The following is a 21161-nucleotide window of genomic DNA, read 5'->3' as shown; positions in this document are numbered from 1 at the left end:
TCAATGACGGTTTACGCAATTATCGGCGGTACGGGCCTTACCCAGCTGGAAGGGTTGACCATCAGCCGCGCGCTGGCGCTGGACACGCCCTACGGGCCGACCTCGGCAGATATCCAGATCGGTGAGTTTGGCGGCCGCGAAGTGTTGTTCCTGGCCCGTCACGGCCATCCGCACCGGGTGCCTCCGCATCAGGTCAACTACCGCGCCAACCTGTGGGCGCTGAAGCAGGCCGGGGCCGAAGCGATTCTCGCGGTAAATGCCGTGGGCGGGATTCATATGGCGATGGGCACCGGGCATTTTTGTGTGCCTCATCAGTTGATCGACTACACCAGTGGCCGCGAGCATACTTTTTTTGCCGGTGATCTGGAGCAGGTGACCCATATCGACTTCAGCTATCCCTACACCGAATCGTTGCGCGAGCAATTGATTGGCGCATTGGCGGCCGAGGGCTGCTCCTACAGCAGTCATGGTGTTTATGCCGCTACTCAGGGCCCGCGTCTTGAGACAGTGGCAGAAATCGCCCGTCTTGAACGTGACGGTTGCGACATCGTGGGCATGACCGGCATGCCGGAAGCGGCACTGGCCCGCGAGCTGGAACTGGATTACGCGTGCCTGGCGCTGGTGGTCAACCCGGCAGCGGGCAAGTCGACAGCGATTATCACCATGGCCGAAATCGAGCAGGCGCTGCATGAGGGTATGGGCAAGGTAAAAGCGACGTTGGCGCGGGTGCTGGCGGGCTAATCAAGTCCGTAGCAGCCGCCGAACGCAGCCTCGCGGAGCTCGGCAGCTGCTACAGAATCAAGCCGCAAGTTGCGTCAATTTTCAGCGCTTTTCAGTTTTAGGCGGCAACGGCGCAAACAATGCGTCGATGTCGTCATCCTGCAGTTTCCAGTCCCCTGCGACGCGTCCGTCCAGTACGCCTGCCGCCAAATCTGACTTTTCCTGCTGCAAATGCTGGATTTTTTCTTCCACAGTGCCGCGGGCAATCATTTTGTACACAAACACCGGTTTTTCCTGGCCTATACGATAGGCGCGGTCAGTGGCCTGGTTTTCTGCCGCCGGGTTCCACCAAGGGTCGTAGTGAATCACCGTGTCGGCCTCGGTAAGGTTCAGGCCTACACCACCCGCCTTGAGGCTAATCAGAAAAATCTGCAGCTTGCCGCTCTGGAAGTCCTTGACCGGTGTACGTCGGTCCCGGGTTTGCCCGGTGAGGATGGCGTAGGGCACCTTGCGCTTTTTCAGCTCGGCCTCGATCAGCCCCAGCATCGAAGTGAACTGCGAAAACAGCAGGATGCGTCGGCCTTCGGCAAACAGCTCTTCGAGCATCAGCATCAGGCTGTCGAGCTTGCCCGAGGTGCTGCCTTTTTTCGGCGGGGTGTCGCTGACCAAGCGCAGGTCGCAACATACCTGGCGCAGTTTGAGCAGCGCTTCGAGGATAATTATCTGGCTGCGTCCCACGCCCTTGCGGGTGATTTCGTCGCGAACCTTTTTGTCCATCGCCAGGCGCATGGCTTCGTATACGTCGCGTTGGGCTTCGTTGAGGTCCACCCAGTGGATGATTTCGGTCTTGGGCGGCAGTTCGGTAGCGACCTGCTCCTTGGTGCGGCGCAGCAAGAACGGTTTGATCCGCGCATTGAGATGCTGCAGGCGCTCGTTGCTGCCCTGGCGTTCAATGGGCACCCGGTAGTCGCGATTGAAAGTCTTGACGTCGCCCAGCCAGCCGGGCAGCAGGAAGTGGAACAGTGACCACAGCTCACCCAGGTGGTTCTCCAGCGGGGTACCACTCAGGCACAGGCGCTGGCGGGCAACCAGCTCGCAGGCGGCCTGGGTGGCCTTGCTGCCGGGGTTCTTGATGTACTGTGCTTCGTCCAGCACCAGCAGGTGCAGCGGCAGTTTTGCCAGATGCTCGATGTCCTTGGGCAGCAAGGCGTAGGTGGTCAGGATCACGTCGTAGTCGTTGAGGTGCGCGAAATATTTTTTGCGTGTGGCGCCATACAGCGCCAGTACCTTGAGCTGCGGCGTAAAGTGCGCCGCTTCGTCGAGCCAGTTGGGGATCAGGCTGGTGGGCATCACAATCATGGCCGGGCGATCAAGGCGGCCGGCATTTTTTTCGCACAAGATATGCGCCAGGGTCTGCAGGGTTTTGCCCAGGCCCATGTCATCGGCCAGCACGCCGCCCACTTCCAGCTGACGCAATGACTGCATCCAGCTCAGGCCTTCGAGCTGATAGGGGCGCAGGTTGGCATTGAGCCCTTCGGGGGCTTCGACGCTGAAATTCTTGATATCTCGCAGGCGCTGGGCGAAGCCGCGAATCTGCTCGCCACCTTCCCAGCGCAGGGGGAGTGCATCCAGGGCGTTGAGCCGCGGCGCGTCAGCACTTTTGATCCGCAGAGAAGTGGCGTCCGGCTCGCCCAGATAAAACTCGTCCAGAGTGGCCAGTACCGGTTTCAGCCGCCCGTACGGCAGCGCAACCTGCAGCGGACCATGGCCGCTGGCAGGGTTGGCCGGAATATTCACCAGGATCAGTTCGTCGTCCCTGCGCCGGGCGAGTTTTTCCGGGTTGAGGATGTCGCTGTGGGAGCGCATCAGGTTGAGCAGTATCGGCAGCAGGCTCAGGTGCTGGCCGTTGACGATAATCCCCAGCTCCAGGTCAAACCAGTCGCGCTCCGGGGCTTCGTCGACAGTGGCATACCAGTCTTCTACCGGGGTCAGGTCAAAGCCGAAACCTTCATCGATCTGCAACTCCCAGCCCTTTTCGGCCAGGCCTTGCAACTGGTTGAGGGTGAAATTCAGCCAGGCACTGTCATTGACCAGCTCAAACAGCTCGCCGGCGCTTTCCGGTAGTGCCTTGCTCTGGCGCGTGGCAATTTTAAAGCCCAGGCTGCGCAGTTGTTCGCGGTAAAGGTTTTCGACCTCGGGCTTGCGCTTGATGCGCAGGGTTTGCTGTTCCTGGCGCAGCAGGATGTCAGCGTTTTTTTGCCCGCTCACGTACTGGTCCAGGTAGTTGAACGACAGGGCGGCGCGGTGCTGGATATAGCGCTGCATTTTGCCGTTGCGCGGCTCGAAAGCGCTGAATTCGGCACTGGCCAGCCACAGTCGCGGTACTGGCTGGACGTCCTCGACCAGCTGTTCTGGCAGATTGTTGGGGCGACGTGAGTCGAGTACGGCCTGGAGTTTTTCCAGAAGCTCGGCATCCTGAGCAGCGGCGGGGTAGTTCAAGGTTTCTTCAATCTTCAGTAAGACGGCTGCGGTGTGCTTGCAATTAACCCGCACCGGGCAGGTACAGTGGGCGCTGACCAGCAGCAAGGTGCTTTTGGCCGACTCACGCAACTGAATGGTCTGTCGGTAGATGTTTTCGCCAGAGCCCTGACAGCTGGCAGTAATCAGCTTGTCGCCGATCTGGGCGATCCTGACCCGATTTTCCTTGGCGTAGCGGCGGCCACGCTCAAGGCTTTGTTCCTTGAAGCGACTGACCCAGCTTGGTGCCAGCGGCTGGGTCAGTCGGTCGGTGGGGTTCAGGGGCATGGGTTTTTCATTCAGGAAGACTTCGGCGTCAGGCGCTCGAACAGCGCTTCAATGGTATTGAAGCGTTCTTCCGGGCGTTCCATGGGTACCATGAATTTGAACAGGGTCGCGCCTTCGAATTTGTAGCGGTTGGGTTGGCCCTGGATCAATTTGATCAGCACCATCGGGTCAACCGGGGTGTCGGCGGCAAACTCGATGCGCCCGCCCTGCGGGCCGGCGTCGACTTTTTTGATGCCTAGTTGCTCGGCCTGCAATTTGAGCAGGGTGATGCGTACCAGGTTCTTGGTCGGCTCGGGGAGCAGGCCGAAGCGGTCGATCATCTCGACCTGCAAGTCCTTGAGGCCCTCTTCATCGGTTGCCGAGGCAATACGCTTGTAGAGGATCAGTCGCGCATGCACATCCGGCAGATACGACTCGGGAATCAGCGCAGGTACTCGCAGGTTGATTTCCGGGCCGCCGCCCAGCGGCTGGTCGAGGTTGGGTTGCTCGCCCTTGCGGATCGACTTGACCGCACGTTCGAGCATTTCCATGTACAGGGTAAAACCAACCGCCTGAATCTGGCCGCTTTGACCATCCCCCAGTAACTCGCCCGCGCCACGGATTTCAAGGTCGTTGGTGGCCAGGACAAAGCCGGCACCCAGGTCTTGGGTGTTGGCGATGGCTTCCAGGCGTTTTTGCGCGTCCCCGGTAATCTGCTGGCGCGGTGGCGTCAGCAGGTAGGCATAGGCCTGGTGGTGACTGCGTCCGACGCGGCCGCGCAACTGGTGCAACTGTGCCAGGCCGAACTTGTCGGCGCGCTCGATGATGATGGTGTTGGCGCTCGGCACGTCGATCCCGGTCTCGATGATGGTCGAGGCGATCAGGACGTTGAAGCGCTTGTGATAGAAGTCACTCATCACCTGTTCGAGTTCGCGTTCGCGCATTTGCCCGTGGCCGATGCCGATCCGTGCTTCAGGCACCAGCTCGGCCAGTTCGGCCGCACATTTCTCGATGGTTTTAACGTCGTTGTGCAGGTAGTAGACCTGCCCGCCGCGCAGCAACTCACGCAGCAACGCCTCTTTGACGGTGCTTTTGTTCTGTTCCATGACGAAGGTGCGCACCGACAGCCGGCGCGCCGGCGGCGTGGCGATGATCGACAGGTCGCGCATGCCTGACACGGCCATGTTCAGCGTACGCGGGATCGGCGTGGCGGTGAGGGTCAGGATGTCGACTTCACTGCGCAAGGCCTTGAGCTGTTCTTTCTGGCGCACGCCGAAGCGGTGTTCTTCGTCGATGATCACCAGGCCCAGGTTTTTGATTTTGACATCGTCCTGCAGCAGCTTATGGGTGCCGATGACGATATCGATCTTGCCTTCGGCCAGGTCGGCGACTGCCTGGTTGATCTCTTTGGCCGACTTGAAGCGGCTCATCACCTCGACCGTTACCGGCCAGTCGGCAAAACGGTCGCGGAAGCTGTTGTAGTGCTGCTGGGCGAGCAGGGTGGTGGGTACCAAAATGGCCACCTGACGGCCGCCATGCACCGCAATAAAGGCCGCGCGCATGGCCACTTCGGTCTTGCCGAAGCCCACGTCGCCACACACCAGACGATCCATGGGCTTGGGCGACAGCATGTCGGCGCGTACGGCTTCGATGGTGGTTTGCTGGTCCGGGGTTTCTTCAAACGGGAAGCCGGCACTGAACGTTGCGTAATCCGCTTTCGGATCGGCAAATGCATAACCTTCGCGGGCTGCACGACGAGCGTAGATGTCGAGCAGCTCGGCAGCCACGTCACGCACTTGTTCGGCGGCCTTGCGCTTGGCCTTTTGCCAGGTTTCCGAGCCCAGGCGGTGCAGCGGCGCCAGTTCATCATCGCTGCCGGTATAGCGGGCGATCAGGTGCAGGTTGGCCACCGGCACATAGAGCTTGGCGCCTTCGGCGTATTCCAGGGTCAGGAACTCGGCCACCTGATTGTCGACTTCAAGTGTGGCCAGGCCCTGATAGCGACCTACGCCGTGGTCGATATGCACAACGGGTGCGCCTTCGCGCAACTCGGTGAGGTTCTTGATCACCGCATCGTTGTTGGCATCGGCGCGTTTTTCCCGGCGCCGGCGCTGCATCACGCGCTGGCCGAACAACGGGCTTTCGGCGATCAGCGCCAGCGCTGGATCCTCCAGCAGCAGGCCTTCATCCAGCGGGGCGATAGTAATCGCCAGGCGGTGTTTGCTGGCGACGAAGTCCGGCCAGCTGTCGACTGTTTTGGGGCGCAGCTTCAAGCGTTCCAGCAGTTCGAGCAGTACTTCGCGGCGACCGGCCGATTCGGCGGTAAACAGCACGCGGCCATCAAACTGCTCAAGGAAACCGGACAAAGCCGCCAATGGCTGGTTGGCCTTGGCTTCGATGGCCAGGTTGGGCAGCGGTTGCGCCGGGAAGCGTTCACGGCTGCTGCCGGTGTCGATGTCATCCTGGCTGGCGACCACCCGCGGCCAGTTTTTCAGGCGGGCGAAGCAGTCTTCAACCGGCAGGAACAGCTCGGCAGGCGGTAACAGTGGTCGCGACGGATCGATACGGCGCTCTTCGTAGCGGTTGCGTACGTCAGACCAGAAATTCTCGGCGGCCTGCTCGATGCCTGGCAGCGAGAATACTTGCGTGTCAGCCGGCAAATAGTCGAACAGGGTCGAGGTTTCATCGAAAAACAGCGGCAGGTAGTACTCGATACCCGCGGGTGTAATGCCGCTGCTCAAGTCCTGAAAGATCGGGCAGCGACGGAAGTCGACATCAAAACGCTCGCGAAAGCGCGCCTTGAACCGGGTCACCGCGTCTTTTTGCAGCGGGAACTCACGTGCCGGCAGCAGGCGCACCGACTCAACCTTGTCGATCGAGCGCTGGGTCTCGGGGTCGAAGGTGCGCAGGGTCTCGATTTCGTCGTCGAACAGGTCGATCCGGTAAGGCAGTTTGCTGCCCATCGGGAACAGGTCGATCAACGCGCCGCGCACGGCGAACTCGCCATGTTCATACACCGTATCGACGCAGCGATAGCCACTGGCCTCAAGCCGGGTACGCATTTGCTCCACATCCAGCTTCTGGCCGATGTCCAGCACCAGGCTGCTGCCGAGCAGGAACTTGGTCGGGGCCAGGCGATGTAGGGCGGTGGTCACCGGCACTACCAAAACACCATGACTCAGTTCCGGCAGCCGGTACAGGCTGGCGATACGCTGGGAGATGATGTCCTGGTGCGGCGAGAACAGATCGTAAGGCAGGGTTTCCCAGTCGGGAAAATGCAGTACCGGCAAGTCAGGGGCAAAGAATCTCAGTTCCTGCTCAAGACGCTCGGCGCTTTGGCTGTCAGCGGTCAGGAGCAGGGTGAAGCGCCTGGCGGCGCTGGCAGCCTCGGCAATCGCGAGGCTCAGGGCGGCACCGGGCAGATTGCTCCAATGCTGTTTACCTGCCGTGGCAGGGAGTTTCGGTAGACGCAGGACGGGCACGGAAGGTTGAGCTCCAAGCGTTGCGACAAAGTTGGCGATTGTAACGGGCCAAGGGGCTGGCTGTCAGTTGCAGCCTTTAACAGCGGCGCAAATCAGCGCATAACACTGACATGGGGGTGCCAAAGGGGCTGTGCAAGGGCAGCAGACTGATGAAATGGCAGTTGTTATAAAATTTTTCGCCTATATTTGTTGATGCTTAATCGTTTCAGTAACGGCGTATGACAGGCGTGCATTGCCCCTGCATGGGCGCAGCGGCATAATGTAGCCCCTTTTTTCAGCCCCTACATGTGGAAGGTTCCCGTGACTCAGAAGCCCGACCAGTGTCTTGGTGAATGGATCGACCGTGAAGCACTCGCAGAAGCGATGATTCCGCTTATCGGTCAGCTTTACCGCAATAACAATGTGGTTAGCTCGATCTATGGCCGCAGCCTGATCAACCGTTCAGTCATTGCGATTCTCAAGGCTCACCGCTTTGCTCGCCATCGTCAGTCCGATGATATCGAATTGTCCGTGCACGAAACTTTCCCGTTGCTCAAGGCAATGAGCGAGCTCAAGCTCGGCGCTGCTTCGGTAGACCTGGGCAAGCTGGCCGTGAAGTTCAAGGCCGAAGGCAATGGCCGCACGGCTGAGCAGTTTGTGCGCGAAGAACTGGCCGATGTTGTGGGTCAGCAAAACGCTTCTGCACGTAAAGGTACTGACGTTGTGCTGTACGGCTTCGGTCGTATCGGCCGTCTGCTGGCACGCATCCTGATTGAAAAAACCGGTGGTGGCGACGGTCTGCGTCTGCGTGCCATCGTTGTGCGCAAAGGCGCCGACAACGATCTGGTCAAGCGTGCCAGCCTGCTGCGTCGTGACTCGGTGCATGGCCCGTTCGATGGCACCATCGTGGTCGATGAAGCCAACAACACCATCACCGCCAACGGCAACCTGATTCAGGTTATCTACGCGAAAAACCCTACCGAAGTGGACTACACCCAGTACGGTATCCAGAACGCCCTGCTGGTGGACAACACCGGTGTATGGCGTGATGCCGATGGCCTGGGCCAGCACTTGCAGTGCCCTGGTATCGATCGCGTGGTCCTGACCGCTCCGGGCAAGGGCAAGCTGAAGAACATTGTTCACGGCATCAACCACGGCGAAATCACCGCAGACGACAAGATCGTTTCGGCGGCATCCTGCACCACCAACGCCATCGTGCCGGTGCTCAAGGCTGTCAACGACAAGTTCGGCATCGTCAATGGTCACGTTGAAACGGTTCACTCGTACACCAACGACCAGAACCTGATCGACAACTTCCACAAGGGCGACCGCCGTGGTCGTAGCGCTGCGCTGAACATGGTGATCACCGAGACCGGTGCTGCTACCGCTGCTGCCAAGGCATTGCCTGAGCTGGCCGGCAAGCTGACCGGTAACGCGATCCGTGTGCCGACGCCGAACGTGTCGATGGCCATCCTCAACCTGAACCTTGAGAAGCCGGCTACCCGTGAAGAAATGAACGAGTACCTGCGTCACATGGCTCTGCACTCCGATCTGCACAAGCAAATCGACTTCGTCAGCTCCCAGGAAGTGGTGTCCACTGACTTCGTGGGTTCGCGTCACGCCGGTGTGGTGGATGCTGAAGCGACGATCTGCAATGACAACCGCGTTGTGCTGTACGTGTGGTACGACAACGAATTCGGTTACAGCTGCCAGGTAGTACGCGTGATGGAAGACATGGCCGGGGTCAACCCGCCAGCGTTCCCGCGCTAAGCAACCGCCGCAACTGAAAACGCCCCGACTTGTCGGGGCGTTTTTGTTTGTGCAGGAAACCTGTGGGAGCGGGCTTGCTCGCGATGGGATCGGCGCGGTTGTTCAGTCAGACCGCGTTGCTGGCATCGCGGGCAAGCCCGCTCCCACAGGGGTCAGGCATTACCCGCCACCGCCGATTGCGCCGTACGCAACTGATGCTGATTGCCACGGAACAACACCACGGTCGCAATCAGGCCCAGTATCGCCGCCCCGGTCAGCCACAGACCGGGGGCGGCCTTGTTGTCCAGGGCATGAATCAGGTAAGTGCAAGCCGCCGGAGTAAAGCCACCAAAAGTGGCGGTCGCCAGGCTGTAGGCCAGGGAGAAACCGGTGGTGCGCACTTCAACTGGCATGATTTCGGTCAGGGCAACCACCATCGCGCCGTTGTACGAGCCATACAGGAACGACAGCCACAGTTCGACAATCAGCAGATGACTGAAGCTCGGGTTGGCCACCAGCCAGGACAACGCCGGGTAGGCGGTCAGGATCGCCAGGATGGTCGCACCCAGCAGCAGCGGTTTACGCCCGATCTTGTCCGACAGCGAGCCCATGACCGGCAGCCAGAAAAAGTTCGACAGGCCAATGCACACTGTGACCAGCAAGGCATCGAAGTCCGACAGATGCAGCTCGGCCTTGCCGAAGGTCGGGGTATAGGCAGTGATCAGATAGAACGACACGGTAGTCATCACCACCAGGGCCATGCCACCCAGCACCAAGCCAAAGTTCTGACCGACTGAGCGAAGGATTTCACGCAGGGTAGGGTGATGTTTGCGGGCTTCGAACTCAGGAGTTTCTTCCATCGAGCGGCGGATCACAAAGATCACCGGCACGATCATGCAACCCAGCAGAAACGGAATCCGCCAGCCCCATTCACCCATTTCTTCAGGGCTTAGCCAATGGTTGAGACCAACCCCCAGCAACCCTGCGAACACCACGGCAGCCTGCTGGCTAGCCGACTGCCAGCTGACGAAGAAACCCTTGCGGCCCGGTGTGGCGATTTCTGCCAGGTACACCGACACCCCGCCCAGTTCCACGCCTGCCGAAAAACCTTGCAGCAAGCGCCCGAGCAACACCAGCAGGGGTGCGGCAACACCCAGGGTGGCGTAGCCCGGCACGCAGGCGATGAGTACGGTACCCATGGCCATCAGGGCCAGGGTAATGATCAGGCCCTTGCGACGGCCGTGGCGGTCAATATAGGCACCGAGAAAAATCGCACCCAGCGGGCGCGCGAGAAAACCGGCACCGAAGGTGGCCAGGGCGAGCATCAGTGAGGCAAAAGCGCTATCGGTTGGGAAGAAGGTTTTGGCAATGGCCGTGGCGTAAAAGCCAAAGACCATAAAGTCGAACATCTCTAGGAAGTTACCGCTGACAACGCGAAAAATCGCCTTGCCTTTGCCCGTACTGGAGGCCATCAGAAATCACCCGCTCTTATCTGTTTTTATGCGTTATCCGTGTTTTTACTCGTCCACACTGCCAGGCAATGACCTGCGCCATTGCGCAAAACAGTTTTGTAACCATATGTGTAACAAAGTGTGTAGGCAACATTTGTTGGCGCTACACGGCCGGGCTAGGGCCTTTGCGCAAGCAGGCTCAGGCGCAGTGGGTCGGGCAGACCTTCGGGTGCGAGCCAGATGCCCAGGTAGATTTTGGCCAGTTGATGATTCTGGCTGGTGAAAATGACCTGACCATTGCGCTCCAGCTTCAGCCCGCGTTGCGGGTTGTAGTCCAGGGCGTAGCGATCGCCGCGTTTGATATCGCCAAAACTGGTCTGAAGTTGTTTTAGCGGGGCGTCGAGGCGAGCCAGGGTGGCTGCCGGTTGCTGGCGCTTGAGGATGGTGGCCGAGGCCCGGGTGATATCGCTGTGCTCCAGATCGCGCAGATAGAACAGCTCAAGGCGCAGCTCGCGCTGTTCGTCAAAGGCCTGTTGCGGTTGGATGCCTGGCTGGGTGAAAAGGGCTGCGGCATAGATATCGGCCCAGAGGTAGGTCAGCACGATCTGGCCTTTTCGTTCCATGAGTTGCGTGCCATCGCGCCATTGGGCGGGAAAGTTGGCTTCTTTTAGCCGAGCGGACTCATCGGCCAGGCTGGTGGTGGAGTAAAGCAGCAACAATACGATCAACAACTGGCGCATGGTGGATGGCTCTGATCGATGGGTTGTTAGAGGTTATGCCAGTTTTGCTAAGTGTGCGGCAGCTGCTAGGCAGGCTCTCGCGCGCGATGAGATGTAGTGAACACAAAAATAGCCAACGACCAGACCAAGGGTTAATGTTCGCGGCGTTCAGGCTTCTATAGACTGTGCCCCACGTTTTGATCCTTCATGGCGCTGGCCGCGACATGATTTAGCCGTAGGTGCCCAAAGCGGTGCCACGGCCTGTTCTGAGGAGTACGCATGGCTGTCTACAACTACGACGTAGTGGTACTGGGTTCCGGCCCGGCAGGAGAAGGTGCGGCAATGAACGCCGCAAAAGCAGGGCGCAAGGTGGCAATGGTGGATAGCCGGCGTCAGGTTGGCGGCAACTGCACGCACTTGGGCACGATCCCGTCCAAAGCCTTGCGTCACTCGGTTCGCCAGATCATGCAGTTCAACACCAATCCGATGTTTCGGGCCATTGGTGAGCCGCGCTGGTTCTCGTTCCCGGACGTACTGAAAAGTGCCGAGAAGGTTATTTCCAAGCAAGTGGCTTCGCGCACCGGTTACTACGCACGTAATCGCGTCGACCTGTTCTTCGGCACCGGCAGCTTCACCGACGAGCAAACCATCGAAGTGGTGTGCACCAACGGCGTTGTCGAAACCCTGATGGCCAAGCAAATCATTATCGCCACCGGCTCGCGCCCGTATCGCCCGGCTGATATCGATTTCACTCACTCGCGTATCTACGATAGCGACACCATCCTCAGTCTGGGCCACACCCCGCGTAAGCTGATTGTTTACGGGGCAGGCGTGATCGGCTGCGAATACGCGTCGATCTTCAGTGGTCTGGGGGTGTTGATTGAGCTGGTGGATAACCGCGAGCAACTGTTGAGCTTCCTCGATTCCGAGATCTCGCAAGCGCTGAGCTACCACTTCAGCAACAACAACATCACCGTACGCCACAACGAAGAGTACGAGCGGGTAGAAGGCGTCGAAAACGGCGTGATCCTGCATCTCAAGTCCGGCAAGAAGATCAAGGCCGACGCCTTGCTCTGGTGCAATGGCCGTACCGGCAACACCGATCTGCTGGGTCTGGAAAACATCGGCATCAAGGCCAATGGCCGTGGCCAGATCACGGTTGATGAAAACTACCGCACCACCGTGCCGAACATTTTTGCCGCAGGTGATGTAATCGGCTGGCCAAGCCTGGCCAGTGCCGCCCACGACCAGGGGCGTTCGGCAGCGGGCAGCATCGTTGATAACGGCAGCTGGCGCTTCGTCAATGACGTGCCGACCGGCATCTACACCATTCCGGAGATCAGCTCGATCGGCAAGAACGAGCAGGAGCTGACCCAGGCCAAGGTGCCGTACGAAGTGGGCAAGGCGTTTTTCAAGAGCATGGCGCGTGCACAGATTGCCGGCGAGCCCCAGGGCATGCTGAAAATCCTGTTCCACCGTGAAACCCTTGAAGTGCTGGGCGTTCACTGCTTCGGTTATCAGGCATCAGAGATCGTGCACATCGGCCAGGCGATCATGAACCAGCCGGGCGAGCTCAATACCCTGAAGTACTTCGTCAACACCACGTTCAACTACCCGACCATGGCCGAAGCCTATCGGGTAGCCGCCTACGATGGCCTCAACCGGCTTTTTTGAGCGGCTCCGGCCGGTGGCCTGAGCCGGCCGGGGAGACCGATTTCAGCTATTCCCGAGGGTGGCAGTGGCCAAACCGGGAAAGTCTGTAATCAGGCTATCTACGCCGAAGTCGGCGAGCCTGCGCATCAGCGCAGGTTCGTTGACTGTCCATACCGACACATGCAAACCCTGACGCTGGGCCTTCTCCAGGCGTTCAGGCGTGCACAGTGTCCAGTTCAATGCCAGCATCTCGCAGCCATAACTCTGGGCGACCTTGATCGGGTCGAGCCAGGCGTATTCGGCCACCAGGCCGCGGGACAGGTCTGGCGTCAACTCCAGCGCAGCCTTGAGCACCTCACGCGAGCTTGACGTGACCGTGACCTTGTCCATCAGCCCGTGACGTACCGCCATTTCGCGGATTGCCAGCACGGTGGTTGCTGCGCGGGTGCGCGAGGCGCTCTTGACCTCCAGCTGCCAGTGCTCGAAGTCGCACTTTTCAAACAGCTCCTCAAGGCGCGGGATCGGGCACGGCTGCATCCAGCCCGGGCCACCCTTGCGCGCGTCATAGGTCACCAGGTCGGCAGCCGTGTGCTCGATAACCTTGCCGCGCCGGTCCGTGGTGCGCTTGAGGGTCGGGTCGTGGATGACCATCAGCTCACCGTCCTTCGACAGGTGCAGGTCGAGCTCACAGCGCCGTACGCCATGCTTGAGGCATTGCTCAAAGCTGGCAAGGGTGTTTTCCGGTGCTTCGCCTTTGGCGCCGCGATGGCCATAAATCAGGGTCACATTTGCTCCTTGTACAGAGTGATCACGGCCCGGTGCTTACTCGGGCGCGGATGTTTGTTGTTCGCGGGCCAGGCGGCGCGCCTGTGCCTGTTTTTGCAAAATGTAGCGCGCCAGCAACTGGCGCTGTGTATCGGTCAGGGATTCAAATTCGGTGTTGACGCGGTAACCGGCATTCTGTGCCTGGCAATCGATGACGCGGGCGCGTAACAACAAGCCCAGCGCCTGGGGCATCAATACCAGCTTGATTGCAAGATGGCTGTCAGGCAGGCAGGGGTGCGGGTGCTGAAATTCGATACCGCCCTCGGACAGCTGCACCGGCTGTAACTCACCGATCTGACCCAGCACCGTTTGCGCAACGATCTGGCTCAGCAGTTCGACACGTTTGTTCAGGGTTTTAAGGTAGCTGGAAAGGGTGCGGTCGCGTTCGCTGATCTGGCGCAGCAAGTGCTGGGACTCGAATTCGCTCAGGTGCAATTCGCTGAGCAAATTGAACAGCGGTGACTCATCCTGCAACACTTCACTGCTCGCGGCTTCGAGGGCCGACAGCGGGGTTATTTCCAGTGCGATCATATCCTCGATACGGTAGTATTCGCGGCGATCTGCTTCATCTAATGTCGACATGGCGAACCCATGATGGCGGCTGTGGTCTGAGTGTAAAGCTGCTTATCAGGCCCCGCCACAAGGACGTCTTCTTTTCCCTCGAACAAGCCCCGACATGTTCAGACCTCTCTCTTTATTTATCGGCACGCGTTATACCCGTGCAAAGCGTCGCAATCATTTTGTGTCGTTTATTTCCCTGACCTCGATGATCGGGCTCGCCCTTGGCGTGGTCGTGATGATTGTCGTGTTATCGGTGATGAACGGCTTCGATCATGAGATGCGCACCCGCGTGCTGGGCATGGTGCCCCACGCGACCATCGTCGGCGACCAGCCGATCAGTGACTGGCAAAGCCTGGCGGCCAAGGTCAAGCAGAACCCCAAGGTGGAGGCGGTTGCGCCGTTTACCCAGATGCAGGGCTTGCTGACCAATGATGGCAACGTGCAGAAAGTCCTGCTCAATGCCATTGACCCGGCGCAGGAACGCAATGTCTCGATCATTGACCGGTTTATGCAGCAGGGCCAGCTCGACTCGCTGACCCCGGGCAGCTTCGGCATCATCATTGGCGACAAGGCCGCGAAAAAGCTGGGTGTGAGCGTCGGCGACAAGCTGACCTTCGTTGCGCCGGAAGTCACGGTGACACCGGCCGGCATGTTCCCGCGCATGAAGCGTTTTACCGTGCAGGGCATTTTTCATGTCGGTGCCGGTGAGATCGACGGCTACCTGGGCATCACCAACCTGCAGGACCTGGCGCGTTTGCAGCGCTGGAAACCTGACCAGGTACAGGGCCTGCGGCTGAAGTTCGATGACCTGTTCGAAGCGCCGCGCACTGCCTGGGAAATCGCCCAGCAGCTGGGCGAGAGCCAGTATTACGCCCGTGACTGGACCCGTACCCACGGCAACCTGTACCAGGCCATCCGCATGGAAAAAGCCATGATTGGCCTGCTGTTGCTGCTGATTGTGGCCGTGGCCGCGTTCAACATCATTTCCACGCTGGTGATGGTGGTCAATGACAAGAAAGGCGACATCGCCATCCTGCGTACCCTGGGGGCGACGCCGGGCACCATCATGGCCACCTTTATGGTGCAGGGCACCGTTATCGGTGTGGTCGGGACGGCCATCGGCGCGGTGGTCGGGATGCTTGCTGCGCTCAATGTCAGCGCTGCGATCTCGGCCCTTGAAGGCCTGATCGGGCACAAGTTTCTCAATGCCGACGTGTATTTCATCGACTACCTGCCCTCGCAGTTGCAGGCACAGGACGTGTTGATGGTGTGCGGTGCGGCATTGGTTCTGAGTTTCCTCGCGACCTTGTACCCGGCCTGGCGTGCTGCGCGCACCCAGCCTGCGCAGGCGCTTCGTTATGAGTGAGTTGGGCATGAAAGAACAAGCAGTGTTGAGTTGCCGCGACCTGGGCAAGTCCTACGAGGAAGGCCCGGAATCCGTGGTGGTGCTGTCGGGGCTGCAGCTAGAGTTGCACCCTGGTGAGCGGGTGGCGATCGTCGGGACTTCGGGTTCGGGTAAAAGTACCTTGCTCAACCTGCTCGGCGGGCTTGATACCCCGACCAGTGGCAGTGTCTGGCTGGCGGGTGAAGAGCTATCGGCCCTGGGCGAAAAGGCCCGTGGCCTGTTGCGCAACCGCTCGCTGGGTTTCGTGTATCAATTTCACCACTTGTTGCCCGAGTTCACCGCCCTGGAAAACGTCTGCATGCCGCTGTTGATCGGCAAGACGGCGATCCCCGAGGCGCGTGAGCGGGCCACGGCGCTGCTGACCCGGGTGGGCCTGGGTCATCGCCTGGAGCACAAGCCGGCCGAACTGTCGGGCGGCGAGCGCCAGCGTGTGGCGATTGCCCGGGCGCTGGTCAACAAGCCGGGGCTGGTGATGCTCGATGAGCCCACCGGCAACCTCGACTCGCACACGGCCCAGGGCATTCAGGACCTGATGCTGGAACTCAGCACGTCAATGCGCACTGCGTTCCTGGTGGTAACCCACGACATGAACCTGGCCCGCCAGATGGATCGCGTGTTGCACCTTCAGGAAGGTCGCCTGACCACGATCTGACTGGCCAGCATCTGACGCCTGCAAGCGGGCGTCAGGTCTTCAATTTTTATACGGTGCCCGCGAATGTTCAGACCGTTATCGATTTTTATCGGCACGCGCTATACCCGCGCCAAGCGCCGCAATCGTTTTGTTTCGTTTATCTCCATGACCTCGATGATCGGCCTCGCCCTCGGCGTGCTGGCGATGATCGTGGTGTTGTCGGTGATGAACGGCTTCCAGCGTGAAATGAGTAACCGCATCCTCGGCATGGTGCCCCACGCGACCATCGTGGGCGTCAAGCCCATCGATGACTGGCGCCCGGTGGCTGACGCGGCGATGAAAAACCCCGAGGTCACGGCAGCCGTGCCGTTTACCGAGCTGGACGGCATGCTGTCCTATAAAGGCTCGATGCAGCCGATCCAGATCAGCGGCATCGATCCGGAGCAGGAAGGCAAGGTCTCGATCGTGACCCAGCACATCGTGCAGGGCAGCCTCCAGGACTTGAAAGCCGACGAATACGGTGTGGTGCTGGGCGATATTGTTGCGCGGCGCTTCCGTCTGGGCGTGGGTGACAAGATCACCCTGATCGTCCCCGAGGCCAGCACCGCGCCTGGTGGCATTACTCCGCGCCTGCAGCGGTTGAATGTGGTGGGTATCTTCAAGGTTGGTGCTGAACTGGATGGCACCATGGGCCTGATCCATATGGCCGATGCTGCAGCCATTCAACACTGGGAGCCGAACCAGGTGCAAAGCGTGCGCCTGGCGGTCAAGGATCTGTACGCGGCACCGCAGGTTTCACAGCAAGTGGCGGCCGGCCTGGGGGATGGTTACAAGGCTGACGACTGGACTCACACCCAGGGCAGTCTGTTCAGCGCCATGAAAATGGAAAAAACCATGATCGGTCTGTTGTTGCTGATGATCGTGGCCGTGGCAGCGTTCAATATCATCGCCACGCTGATCATGGTGGTGAACGACAAGGGCGCCGACATCGCGATCTTGCGCACCATCGGTGCGACACCGCGGCAGATCATGGCCATCTTTATGGTGCAGGGCACGGTGATCGGTATTGTCGGCACCTTGATCGGTGGCGTGCTGGGGGTGATTGCGGCGTTGAATGTCAGTGAACTGGTGGGCTGGATGGAGCGGGTGACCGGGCAGCATATCTTCAGTTCCGACGTGTATTTTGTCAGCAACCTGCCATCCGAGCTGCAGGGCGGCGATGTGGCGCTGATCTGCGGTGCGGGCTTTGTACTGAGCTTTCTGGCTACGCTGTATCCGGCGTATCGGGCAGCGAAGATTCAACCGGCCCATGCGTTGCGGTATTCCTGAAAGTTGAAGAGCAAAAGCCCCTCACCCTAACCCTCTCCCGGAGGGAGAGGGGACTAAAGGCAAAAGCAGTTCTGCGCAGCGCCACAAATCAGCTCCCTCTCCCTCCGGGAGAGGGCTGGGGTGAGGGCAGCTTTGCTGGCAGCTCCACGACAAACCGCGTTACCCCCTCTTTCGACTCACAGCAGATCTGCCCGCCATGGGCACGAATGATCGACTGGGTGATCGCCAGCCCCAGCCCCGCATGCTCACTGCTGCCTTCACGGCGTGCCGGATCTGCCCGGTAAAACCGGTCAAACAGGCGTGGCAGCAGTTCTGCAGGGATTCCCGTGCCCGTGTTCTCGATGCTGATGCGCGCAGTGCCCGGCAAAGCCTCAATCAGCACTTTGATCGCGCCACCCGCCGGCGTATAGCGCAAGGCGTTATCCAGCAGGTTGGAAAGGGCGCGGCGCAGCATGCTGCGGTCGCCTGCAAGAAGTGCATTGCCTTCGCGGGTCAGTTCAATGTGCGAGTCTTCGGCCAGCAGCGCATAAAACTCCAGTAATGCCTCCACTTCCTGACCCAGATCCAGGGCTTCGCGCCGAGGCGTAAGCAAGCCGTGATCGGCCTTGGCCAGATACAGCATGTCGTTGACCAGTTGCGCCATCCATTGCAGCTCTTCAAGGTTGCTATGCAGTGCCTCGCGGTATTCTTCAATGCCCCGGGGGCGGGTCAGGGTGACCTGGGTGTGGGTCAGCAGGTTGGACAATGGCGTACGCAGTTCATGTGCGATGTCGGCGGAGAATGCCGACAATCGCTGGAATGAATCGTCCAGTCGCGCAAGCATGGCGTTAAAAGCCGTGGCCAGCTCTGCCAGTTCAGCGGGCATTTGTTCCTGGGGCAGGCGGGCGTTAAGCGAGTCGGCCGAAACGCTGGCTGCGATCGCGCTCATGCGGCGCAGAGGGCGCAAGCCGCTGCGGGCTGCCCACGCACCGAGAATCGCCGTGGCCAGTGCCGACAGGCCTACAGTCATCCAGATCAACCTCTGCATGCGCTGCAGGAAGTGCTGGTGGTGGGTGATATCCAGCAACAGGGTCAGATGCGGCGCATCGGGGCTGTCGGTCTGCGGTACCAGAACACGGTAATCGGTGCCGTTTATTTGCAGGCTGCCCAAGCCCGGGCGGGTCTCAAGCGCCAGTGGCAGGCGCGATGAGCTGTCAAACCATAGATGCCCGTCCGGGCCGCGCACCCGTATCGCCAGGTCCGGCTGGTGGGCCAGATCCTGCATCAGGGCGGGCAGGCGCAGGGTGAAGTGTTCAAGGGTGTCAGCCCCTTGCAGTGTACTGCGTAGTACGGCGAGGCGACTTTCCATCAGTTGCTGGTCGAGCTCGACAAAATGCACCTCGCTGGCGCGCCCGAACAGCACCCCGGCAAACAGCGATACCACGGCGGTACAACCGGCAAACAGCAGCGCCAGGCGGCTGCTCAACGACAGGCGGCGCATCAACTGCTGCGCTCTTCAAGCACATAACCCATGCCGCGCACGGTGTGGATCAGCTTCTGCTCATGGTTGTCGTCGATTTTCAGGCGCAGGCGGCGAATCGCCACTTCGATGACGTTGGTGTCGCTGTCAAAGTTCATGTCCCATACCTGTGAAGCAATCAAGGACTTGGGCAGCACTTCTCCCTGACGGCGTAGCAGCAGCTCCAGCAGGGCGAATTCCTTGGCGGTAAGGTCGATGCGCTGGCCGTTGCGCTCAACACGGCGGCGGATCAGATCCAGGCGCAAGTCGGCCAGTTGCAGGCTGGTCTCCTGGGGAGTGTTGCTGCCGCGGCGCAACAGGCTGCGAACCCGTGCCAGCAGCTCGGAAAAGGCGAACGGCTTGACCAGATAATCATCGGCCCCCAGTTCCAGGCCGTGGACGCGGTCAGCGACCGCATCCCGTGCGGTCAAAAACAGCACCGGCATGCTCAGTCCGGCGCTACGCACCGCTTGCAGGATTTGCCAGCCATCACGGCCGGGCAGCATGACGTCGAGAATCAGCAGCGAGTAATCCCCGGTCAGGGCCAGGTGTTGCCCGGTAATACCGTCGGCCGCCAGTTCGGTGGTGAACCCGGCCTCGCTCAGGCCCTGGCGCAAGTACTGTCCGGTTTTGACCTGGTCTTCGACTATCAGCAGTTTCATGGTCGACTCATCATAAAAATTAACCTCAGCCTTATACCTTGGTGCAGGTTATGCAGGGTCAAGCTGACAAAGTTGTAATCTTGCAGTCAGTTGAATGCCAGTGCCGAGACTTTAAAGTAGCGCCAAGCCTGACATTTTTGTTTCTGGGAGTAAGTATGACCGCACGTATCCGTTTGTCGCTTGCTGGCTGTTTTTTGGCCTTGAGCCTGCCGGTAATGGCATCGCCTGCCGGGCATTTTGATTTTGGTCAGCCCGCACCTGCCGCCAGCGCCACGCGCACGGTTGAAATCGACATGACTGATATTGCCTTCACGCCAAAGTCGCTGGATGTGAAAGCCGGTGAAACGGTGCGTTTTGTCCTGGTCAACAAAGGGCAGTTATTGCACGAGTTCAACCTGGGCAATGCCGCGATGCACGCGGCACATCAGAAAGAAATGCTCGAAATGCAGCAAAGCGGCATGCTTACCCCGACCGGTATGGGGCATGACGGCATGGATCACTCGGCAATGGGCCACGGCGCCATGAATATGCCGGGCATGAAGCACGATGACCCCAACAGCGTGCTGGTCGAGCCGGGTAAAACCGCGGAGTTGACCTGGACCTTCACCCGCGCCGACAACCTGGAATTTGCCTGTAATGTGCCGGGTCACTATCAGGCTGGCATGGTCGGCAAGGTGAAAGTTGCGCCTTAAAACGTCCTGATTGTCGGTGAACGCTGAAAGCCTGGCTTAAACCCGATAGAATTACCGGGTTTTTCTAGCCAGGTTTTTGTCATGCATCCCGCCGCCGAACATTCCCCGCTGGGCAAGTCCAGTGAATACATCAGCACTTATACCCCGTCCTTGCTGTTCCCGATCCCGCGCGCGGCGAAATGGGCCGAGCTGAGGCTGAGCGCCGAAACGCTGCCTTATGTCGGCGTGGATTTCTGGACCTGCTTCGAGCTGTCCTGGTTGTTGCCATCGGGCAAACCGGTGGTGGCCATTGGCGAGTTTTGCTTTGCCGCCGATTCGCCGAATATCGTCGAGTCCAAGTCGTTCAAGCTGTATCTCAACTCGCTGAACCAGACGGTATTTGCCGATACCCCGAGCCTTGAGGCTACATTGCGTGCAGATTTGTCGGCCGCATCCGGCAAGCCTGTCAGCGTGCGCGTACGCAGTCTGGATGAAGTTCAGGCTGATGGCGTAGCCGTATTGCCGGGTGTGTGCATTGATGACCTGGATATCACGGTCAGTGATTACGCGCAGCCGCGTCCTGAATTGCTCAAGTGCGACGATTCCCAGGTGGTTGAAGAAAGCGTCTACAGCCACTTGCTCAAATCCAACTGCCCGGTCACCAGTCAGCCGGACTGGGGCACGGTGGTGGTCGAGTACCGTGGGGCGGCGCTGGATCACGCCAGTTTGCTGGCGTACCTGGTGAGCTTTCGCCAGCATTCGGACTTTCATGAGCAGTGTGTGGAGCGGATCTTTCTCGACCTGCAGCGTTTGCTCAAGCCCGAGAAGTTGACCGTGTATGCGCGCTATGTGCGCCGTGGTGGGCTGGATATCAACCCGTACCGCAGCACCGAAGCGGTCGAGTTCCAGAATGTGCGGTTGGTGCGTCAGTAATACGCTGTGACTCATGTGGGAGCGGGCTTGCTCGCGATAGGTCTATGCGGTTTGCCTGACAAACCGCGTCGCCTGAATCGCGAGCAAGCCCGCTCCCACAGAGTTTTGC

16 protein-coding genes are annotated in these 21161 nt (G+C 59.7%); 8 read left to right on the top strand and 8 right to left on the bottom strand.

Annotation, left to right across the window (positions count from 1 at the left end):
* Positions 1-3: 3 nt before the first annotated feature.
* Positions 4-741: an S-methyl-5'-thioinosine phosphorylase gene (locus EQV96_RS05920; RefSeq protein WP_095002206.1), complete on the top strand. Its 738-nt coding sequence runs from the start codon at positions 4-6 to the stop codon at positions 739-741.
* Between the two features lie 81 nt (positions 742-822).
* Here the strand turns inward: EQV96_RS05920 and EQV96_RS05915 are convergent, their stop codons facing one another.
* A complete protein-coding gene (locus EQV96_RS05915) occupies positions 823-3525 on the bottom strand; it encodes a DEAD/DEAH box helicase (RefSeq protein ID WP_240881558.1) in 2703 nt (900 codons plus the stop codon).
* Between the two features lie 11 nt (positions 3526-3536).
* Positions 3537-6986: a transcription-repair coupling factor gene (gene mfd, locus EQV96_RS05910; protein ID WP_095019366.1), complete on the bottom strand. Its 3450-nt coding sequence runs from the start codon at positions 6984-6986 to the stop codon at positions 3537-3539.
* A gap of 285 nt (positions 6987-7271) precedes the next feature.
* Here mfd and EQV96_RS05905 point away from each other — a divergent pair, with 285 nt between their 5' ends.
* Positions 7272-8735, top strand: coding sequence for a glyceraldehyde-3-phosphate dehydrogenase (locus EQV96_RS05905; protein WP_083369829.1), 1464 nt, complete (start codon positions 7272-7274; stop codon positions 8733-8735).
* A 152-nt stretch (positions 8736-8887) separates the two neighbouring features.
* Here the strand turns inward: EQV96_RS05905 and EQV96_RS05900 are convergent, their stop codons facing one another.
* Both EQV96_RS05900 and EQV96_RS05895 read right to left on the bottom strand, forming a co-directional pair.
* Positions 8888-10186, bottom strand: coding sequence for an MFS transporter (locus EQV96_RS05900; RefSeq protein WP_095002202.1), 1299 nt, complete (start codon positions 10184-10186; stop codon positions 8888-8890).
* Positions 10187-10341: 155 nt separating this feature from the next.
* On the bottom strand, positions 10342-10905 hold the full coding sequence (locus tag EQV96_RS05895; RefSeq protein ID WP_095020289.1) for a chalcone isomerase family protein: 564 nt from the start codon (positions 10903-10905) through the stop codon (positions 10342-10344).
* Between the two features lie 258 nt (positions 10906-11163).
* Between EQV96_RS05895 and sthA the strand changes: the two genes are divergently transcribed.
* Positions 11164-12558, top strand: a complete 1395-nt coding sequence (gene sthA, locus EQV96_RS05890; protein ID WP_095002200.1) for a Si-specific NAD(P)(+) transhydrogenase — start codon at positions 11164-11166, stop codon at positions 12556-12558.
* A 42-nt stretch (positions 12559-12600) separates the two neighbouring features.
* Here the strand turns inward: sthA and EQV96_RS05885 are convergent, their stop codons facing one another.
* Both EQV96_RS05885 and EQV96_RS05880 read right to left on the bottom strand, forming a co-directional pair.
* Complete coding sequence (locus EQV96_RS05885) at positions 12601-13323, bottom strand: glycerophosphodiester phosphodiesterase family protein (protein ID WP_095002199.1); 723 nt, start codon at positions 13321-13323, stop codon at positions 12601-12603.
* Positions 13324-13359: 36 nt separating this feature from the next.
* A complete protein-coding gene (locus tag EQV96_RS05880; protein ID WP_095026089.1) occupies positions 13360-13944 on the bottom strand; it encodes a PilZ domain-containing protein in 585 nt (194 codons plus the stop codon).
* 94 nt (positions 13945-14038) lie between these two features.
* Here EQV96_RS05880 and EQV96_RS05875 point away from each other — a divergent pair, with 94 nt between their 5' ends.
* From EQV96_RS05875 to EQV96_RS05865, 3 genes are all read left to right on the top strand, one after another.
* Entirely contained in the window at positions 14039-15289 is a 1251-nt protein-coding gene (locus tag EQV96_RS05875) for a lipoprotein-releasing ABC transporter permease subunit (protein ID WP_095002197.1), read from the top strand.
* A 7-nt stretch (positions 15290-15296) separates the two neighbouring features.
* A complete protein-coding gene (gene lolD, locus EQV96_RS05870; RefSeq protein ID WP_165446489.1) occupies positions 15297-15980 on the top strand; it encodes a lipoprotein-releasing ABC transporter ATP-binding protein LolD in 684 nt (227 codons plus the stop codon).
* 63 nt (positions 15981-16043) lie between these two features.
* The gene (locus EQV96_RS05865; RefSeq protein ID WP_095032163.1) at positions 16044-17288 is read left to right on the top strand and encodes a lipoprotein-releasing ABC transporter permease subunit; all 1245 of its coding nucleotides are present in this window, start codon (positions 16044-16046) and stop codon (positions 17286-17288) included.
* An 88-nt stretch (positions 17289-17376) separates the two neighbouring features.
* Here the strand turns inward: EQV96_RS05865 and EQV96_RS05860 are convergent, their stop codons facing one another.
* Complete coding sequence (locus tag EQV96_RS05860) at positions 17377-18768, bottom strand: heavy metal sensor histidine kinase (protein ID WP_276616749.1); 1392 nt, start codon at positions 18766-18768, stop codon at positions 17377-17379.
* Positions 18768-19448, bottom strand: coding sequence for a heavy metal response regulator transcription factor (locus tag EQV96_RS05855; RefSeq protein ID WP_095002193.1), 681 nt, complete (start codon positions 19446-19448; stop codon positions 18768-18770). Before EQV96_RS05855 ends, EQV96_RS05860 begins: the two co-directional genes overlap by 1 nt.
* A gap of 155 nt (positions 19449-19603) precedes the next feature.
* On the opposite strand from EQV96_RS05855, the gene EQV96_RS05850 reads away from it, so the two are divergent.
* Both EQV96_RS05850 and queF read left to right on the top strand, forming a co-directional pair.
* Positions 19604-20140, top strand: coding sequence for a cupredoxin family protein (locus EQV96_RS05850; protein WP_095019362.1), 537 nt, complete (start codon positions 19604-19606; stop codon positions 20138-20140).
* Between the two features lie 81 nt (positions 20141-20221).
* On the top strand, positions 20222-21052 hold the full coding sequence (gene queF / locus EQV96_RS05845; RefSeq protein WP_240881554.1) for an NADPH-dependent 7-cyano-7-deazaguanine reductase QueF: 831 nt from the start codon (positions 20222-20224) through the stop codon (positions 21050-21052).
* Positions 21053-21161 lie beyond the last annotated feature (109 nt).

Origin of the sequence: Pseudomonas sp. TMW22080 (assembly GCF_022496745.1) — a bacterium.
Classification (GTDB): Bacteria; Pseudomonadota; Gammaproteobacteria; order Pseudomonadales; family Pseudomonadaceae; genus Aquipseudomonas; species Aquipseudomonas bubulae.
Note: the sequence above shows the minus strand (reverse complement) of the source record. Positions and strands in the feature narration are given on the sequence as shown.

Excerpts from the sequence above, each read along its gene's own strand:
- EQV96_RS05920 (WP_095002206.1), top strand. The coding sequence starts at position 4 with ATGACGGTTTACGCAATTATCGGCGGTACGGGCCTTACCCAGCTGGAA.
- EQV96_RS05915 (WP_240881558.1), bottom strand. The coding sequence starts at position 3,525 with ATGCCCCTGAACCCCACCGACCGACTGACCCAGCCGCTGGCACCAAGC.
- EQV96_RS05905 (WP_083369829.1), top strand. The coding sequence starts at position 7,272 with ATGTGGAAGGTTCCCGTGACTCAGAAGCCCGACCAGTGTCTTGGTGAA.
- EQV96_RS05900 (WP_095002202.1), bottom strand. The coding sequence starts at position 10,186 with ATGGCCTCCAGTACGGGCAAAGGCAAGGCGATTTTTCGCGTTGTCAGC.
- EQV96_RS05895 (WP_095020289.1), bottom strand. The coding sequence starts at position 10,905 with ATGCGCCAGTTGTTGATCGTATTGTTGCTGCTTTACTCCACCACCAGC.
- sthA (WP_095002200.1), top strand. The coding sequence starts at position 11,164 with ATGGCTGTCTACAACTACGACGTAGTGGTACTGGGTTCCGGCCCGGCA.
- EQV96_RS05880 (WP_095026089.1), bottom strand. The coding sequence starts at position 13,944 with ATGTCGACATTAGATGAAGCAGATCGCCGCGAATACTACCGTATCGAG.
- EQV96_RS05875 (WP_095002197.1), top strand. The coding sequence starts at position 14,039 with ATGTTCAGACCTCTCTCTTTATTTATCGGCACGCGTTATACCCGTGCA.
- lolD (WP_165446489.1), top strand. The coding sequence starts at position 15,297 with ATGAAAGAACAAGCAGTGTTGAGTTGCCGCGACCTGGGCAAGTCCTAC.
- EQV96_RS05865 (WP_095032163.1), top strand. The coding sequence starts at position 16,044 with ATGTTCAGACCGTTATCGATTTTTATCGGCACGCGCTATACCCGCGCC.
- EQV96_RS05860 (WP_276616749.1), bottom strand. The coding sequence starts at position 18,768 with ATGCGCCGCCTGTCGTTGAGCAGCCGCCTGGCGCTGCTGTTTGCCGGT.
- EQV96_RS05855 (WP_095002193.1), bottom strand. The coding sequence starts at position 19,448 with ATGAAACTGCTGATAGTCGAAGACCAGGTCAAAACCGGACAGTACTTG.
- EQV96_RS05850 (WP_095019362.1), top strand. The coding sequence starts at position 19,604 with ATGACCGCACGTATCCGTTTGTCGCTTGCTGGCTGTTTTTTGGCCTTG.
- queF (WP_240881554.1), top strand. The coding sequence starts at position 20,222 with ATGCATCCCGCCGCCGAACATTCCCCGCTGGGCAAGTCCAGTGAATAC.